At 68.4% G+C, this 4,562-nt stretch carries 4 protein-coding genes; 2 read left to right on the top strand and 2 right to left on the bottom strand.

Annotation, left to right across the window (positions count from 1 at the left end; genetic code table 11):
• Positions 1-71 precede the first annotated feature (71 nt).
• Both ACODT0_RS42185 and ACODT0_RS42180 read right to left on the bottom strand, forming a co-directional pair.
• Positions 72-1,049 (bottom strand): DUF58 domain-containing protein, encoded by a 978-nt coding sequence (locus ACODT0_RS42185; RefSeq protein ID WP_413763007.1) that lies wholly within the window; start codon positions 1,047-1,049, stop codon positions 72-74.
• Positions 1,046-1,966, bottom strand: coding sequence for an AAA family ATPase (locus tag ACODT0_RS42180; protein ID WP_057598141.1), 921 nt, complete (start codon positions 1,964-1,966; stop codon positions 1,046-1,048). The genes ACODT0_RS42185 and ACODT0_RS42180 overlap by 4 nt, the downstream gene beginning before the upstream one ends.
• Before the next feature lie 77 nt (positions 1,967-2,043).
• On the opposite strand from ACODT0_RS42180, the gene ACODT0_RS42175 reads away from it, so the two are divergent.
• Positions 2,044-2,997, top strand: a complete 954-nt coding sequence (locus ACODT0_RS42175; RefSeq protein ID WP_057597888.1) for a histone deacetylase family protein — start codon at positions 2,044-2,046, stop codon at positions 2,995-2,997.
• 75 nt (positions 2,998-3,072) lie between these two features.
• Positions 3,073-4,353: a mechanosensitive ion channel family protein gene (locus ACODT0_RS42170; protein ID WP_489044020.1), complete on the top strand. Its 1,281-nt coding sequence runs from the start codon at positions 3,073-3,075 to the stop codon at positions 4,351-4,353.
• Positions 4,354-4,562: the final 209 nt, after the last annotated feature.

Below are 4,562 nucleotides of genomic sequence, written 5' to 3'. Positions count from 1 at the left end.
GCGAAGCAAAAGAAAGTGACTCGCCCGCCGGGGCGAGACCCGGCCAACAGCCTCAGCAAAGCCAAACACATTCAGCATAGAGCCAGCATCTCCAGACAAGCCCTCCGATGCGCCTCCCCTTGCGAAGGCTTCAACACGCGCCCGCCAATACGGACCCCATAGTCCACCCCCAACCGATCCGCCATCAAAACCCAGGCACACAACCGAGAAACCCGCCCTTCAACATCACCCAACCCAGTAGCCTGCGCATCCAGCCAAAGCTCCTCGCGTTGCGTCTGCTGAGCATCCCGACTGACGAACTCCTCGGACCCCGCAGCCAACGCCTGCGCCGCCTTCTTCCAGACCACCAGCTTCAACGGATCCCCCCGCCGATAGGCCCGCACCCCGTCGTACTCCCCAGCCCCCAGGGACCGCACCAGGGAAGAAACAGCCGCGGAACCCGACAACGGTTCCCCCGCGGGCAAGGGCGGTGGATGCGCTTCAGGCGCCGGATACACCAGCATCTGCGACGCAGGCCGCCACACCGTCCACACCCGAAAAGTGCCCAGCGGAAACCGCGTCTCCGCCGTCAACGCAGGCACCGGATGCAACCCCCTTCGCTCCGGCAGAAAAGCGATCTCCACCGTCGAACTGCCCTGCGCCGGCACATCGGTCCACGCCCATTGCCCGCTGCCGCGCACCGCCATCCCGATCCCGTAGCGCACCCCGCGCCGCGCGTTGTGCAGCACCACCCGGAACACCGCCGCGCTCCCCGCGTAATGCGCATCGGGCGGCATCAGGTGCATCGCCAGCCCGCGCAAGGTGCCGTGGCACACGTGCATGCCCACCGCCACGCTGCCCGCGAGCAGGAAGGTCAGCAGGTAGCCGAGGTTGAGCTGGTAATTGATCGACGCCACCAGCAGCACCAGCAGCGTGAGCGCCAGGGTCCAGCCGGCGCGCGTGGGCACGATGTAGACGTTGCGCTGCGTGAGCTCGAGCGTGTCCGACGGCGGCCGGCGCGAGAGGAACCAGCCGTCGATGCGCGAGCGGATGGCGCCGAGGGCGTTCACGGCAGCGGCACCGCCGCGATCATCGCCCGCACCTGCTCGACCGCGCCGCGGCCGGCATCGCCGACCGGCGTGAGGCGGTGCGCCACGGTCTGCGGCAGCACGGCCTGCACGTCGTCGGGCGCGACGTAGTGGCGGTTGGCGAGCAGGGCCTGGGCCTTGGCGGCGCGCAGCACGGCGATGCCGGCGCGCGGCGACAGGCCCTGCAGGAACCAGCGGCCCGAGCGGGTGGCGGCGATCAGGTCCTGCACGTAGTTCAAGAGCGGCTCGGCCGCGTGCACCTGCTGCACGCGCTGCTGCAGCGCGGTAAGCTCGCCGGGCGTGAGCAGCGCGGGCAGGGTGGCCAGCATCTCGCGGCGGTCGATGCCGGCCAGCAGCTGGCGCTCGGCCGCGCGGTCGGGGTAGCCGAGCGAGATGCGCATCAGGAAGCGGTCGAGCTGCGACTCGGGCAGCGCGAAGGTGCCGAGCTGGTCCTGCGGGTTCTGCGTGGCGATCACGAAGAAGGGGGTGGGCAGGGGGCGGGTCTCGCCCTCGATCGTCACCTGCTTCTCCTCCATCGCCTCGAGCAGCGCGCTCTGGGTCTTGGGGCTGGCGCGGTTGATCTCGTCGGCCAAAAGCACCTGCGAGAAGATCGGGCCCGGATGGAACACGAAGGCCTGCTGGCCGCGGTCGTAGATCGCCACGCCCGAGAGGTCGCCCGGCATCAGGTCGGCCGTGAACTGCACGCGCGAGAACTGCAGCCCGAAGGTGTGCGAGAGCGCATGGGCCAGGGTGGTCTTGCCGACCCCGGGCACGTCCTCGATCAGCAGGTGGCCGCCGGCCAGCAGGCAGGCCACGCAGTCGCGCACCTGGGCCTCCTTGCCCACGATCACCGTGTTAAGCTGGCTCAGCAAAGTGGCAAGCTTCGCGGCAACGTCCATATTTGTATCCATATGCAAACGATACCGTAAGACCCGGCAGCCCCGCGCCGCGTGAGGTCTAGACGCGACACCGAGACATGGGCAAGACCGGTTACTTCACTCATCGCGACTGCTGGAAGCACGACATGGGCCGGGGTCATCCCGAATGCCCCGAGCGCCTGGATGCCATCGAGGACCGGCTGCTGGCCACCGGCGTCGGCGACGCGCTCGAGCGGCGCGACGTCCCGCTGGCCACGCTGCCGCAGATCACCCGGGCGCACAGCACCGAACACGTCGAATACCTCGAGGCGCTGCACCAGCGGCTGGTGGCCGACGAGCCGGTTGGCGGCCCCGACCATGCGCACATCGACCCCGACACCGCGCTCAACCGCTTCACGCTGCTGGCGGCCCGGCGCGCCGCCGGGGCGGCCATCGCCGCCACCGACGCGGTGATCGCCGGCGAGGTCGAGAACGCCTTCTGCGCCGTGCGGCCGCCCGGCCACCATGCCTGCCGCGAGCAGGCGATGGGCTTCTGCTTCCTCAACAACGTCGCGATCGCGGCGCGCCATGCGCTCGAGGTGCACGGCTTCGACCGCGTGGCCGTGGTCGACTTCGACGTGCACCACGGCAACGGCACCGAGAACATCCTGTCGGACGATCCGCGCGTGCTGATGGTCGGCTTCTTCCAGCACCCCTTCTATCCCTACAGCGGCACCGAGCATCCGGCCTCGAACATGCTCAACCTGCCGATCCCGGCCTACACCAAGGGCATGGACGTGCGCGAGATGATCGAGGCGATCTGGATGCCCCGGCTCGAGGCGTTCCGGCCGCAGATGGTGTTCGTGAGCGCGGGTTTCGATGCGCACCGGGAAGACGATCTCGGGCAGCTCGGTCTCAACGAGAACGACTTCGCCTGGATCACCGACCGCATCCGCGACGTGGCGCGCCGCCATGCGCGCGGACGCATCGTCTCGATGCTCGAGGGCGGCTACAACCTCGACGCGCTCGCGCGCAGCGTGGAAGCGCACATCCGCGTGCTGGCCGAGCTCTGATTCGAAGGGCGCGGGCGCTCCCCGGTGGTGCGCCTGGCGCGCCGTGTGTGGGCCCGGCCCCTTTTGCTGCAAGAGATGAACTTCAACGACTTCACCCAACGACTCGCGCAGGTCGATGCGCGCGGCATCGCCATCGAGCTGGCCGCGCTCGCCGCCTGCATCGCCCTGGCCTGGGGCATCTGCCGCTGGTTCGGGCGCGACCAGCCCAAGGACTCGATCTGGTTCGGCGAGCGCACCTTCGACGGCGTGCTGTTCCCGCTGATGGCGCTGGTGTTCGCCGAGCTCGCGCGGCGGCTGGTGTCCGAGTACCAGACCATCCTGGTGCTGCGCATCGGCGTCTCGGTGTTCCTGTCGCTCGCCGTGATCCGGCTGTTCGCGCGCGTGCTGCGCGCCGTGTTCCCGGCCTCCAACCTCGTGCGGCTGCTCGAGCGCACCATCTCGTGGCTGGCCTGGGTCGCGGCCGTGCTCTGGATCATCGGCCTGCTGCCGCCGGTGCTGGCCGAGCTCGACGACATCACGCTGGCCTTCGGCAAGACCCGGGTGAGCCTGCAGACCATCATCCAGGGCGCGCTGTCGGCGGGCCTGGTGCTGGTGATCGCGCTGTGGATCGCCTCGACGATCGAGAAGCGCATCCTGCGCGAGGCCGTCACCGACCTGTCGATGCGCAAGGTGGCCTCGAACGCGGTGCGCGCGCTGCTGCTGCTGGTGGGCCTGCTGTTCGCGCTGTCGGCGGTGGGCGTGGACCTCACGGCGCTGTCGGTGCTCGGCGGCGCGCTCGGCGTCGGCCTGGGCTTCGGCCTGCAGAAGCTGGCGGCCAACTACGTGAGCGGCTTCGTGATCCTGCTCGAGCGCTCGATCCGCATCGGCGACAACGTCAAGGTCGACACCTTCGAGGGTCGCATCACCGACATCAAGACCCGCTACACGCTGATCCGCGCCGGCAACGGCCGCGAGGCGATCGTGCCGAACGAGTCGCTGATCACCTCGCGCGTGGAGAACCTCTCGATCGCGGACCGCAAGTTCAACATCACGACCAGCATCGTGGTCGGCTACGAGAGCGACGTGGCGCAGGTTCAGGCCATCCTCTGCGATGCCGCCAAGGCCCAGCCGCGCGTGATGACCGACCCGGCGCCGGTGGCCTTCCTGATGAACTTCGCGCCCGACGGGCTGGAGTTCACGCTGAACTTCTGGGTCGCCGATCCCGACAAGGGCAAGGACAACCTGCGCTCGGCGATCAACGTCGCGATCCTCGACGGCCTGCGCGCCGCGAAGATCGACATTCCCTATCCGCAGCGCGTTCTGCGCGTCGAATCGCTGCCGCCCGGGATTCCTCCGCCGGCGGACGCTGTTCTATAATCGAGGAAAAGCACGACCGTTCTTTTTTCGCCCCGCGGCGTGAATCGGAATCAGATCAGAGACGGCAAAGGTCGCGTCCTAGAATGACCGGTTGCTCTCGAAGCCCCCTTTTTGCAATCCCAATGGAGTCAAGTCAATGAAGGTTCTTGTGCCTGTCAAACGGGTCGTCGACTACAACGTGAAGGTGCGCGTCAAGAGCGACGGCACGG

The organism is Variovorax sp. FG153, assembly GCF_057809595.1.
Note: the sequence above shows the minus strand (reverse complement) of the source record. Positions and strands in the feature narration are given on the sequence as shown.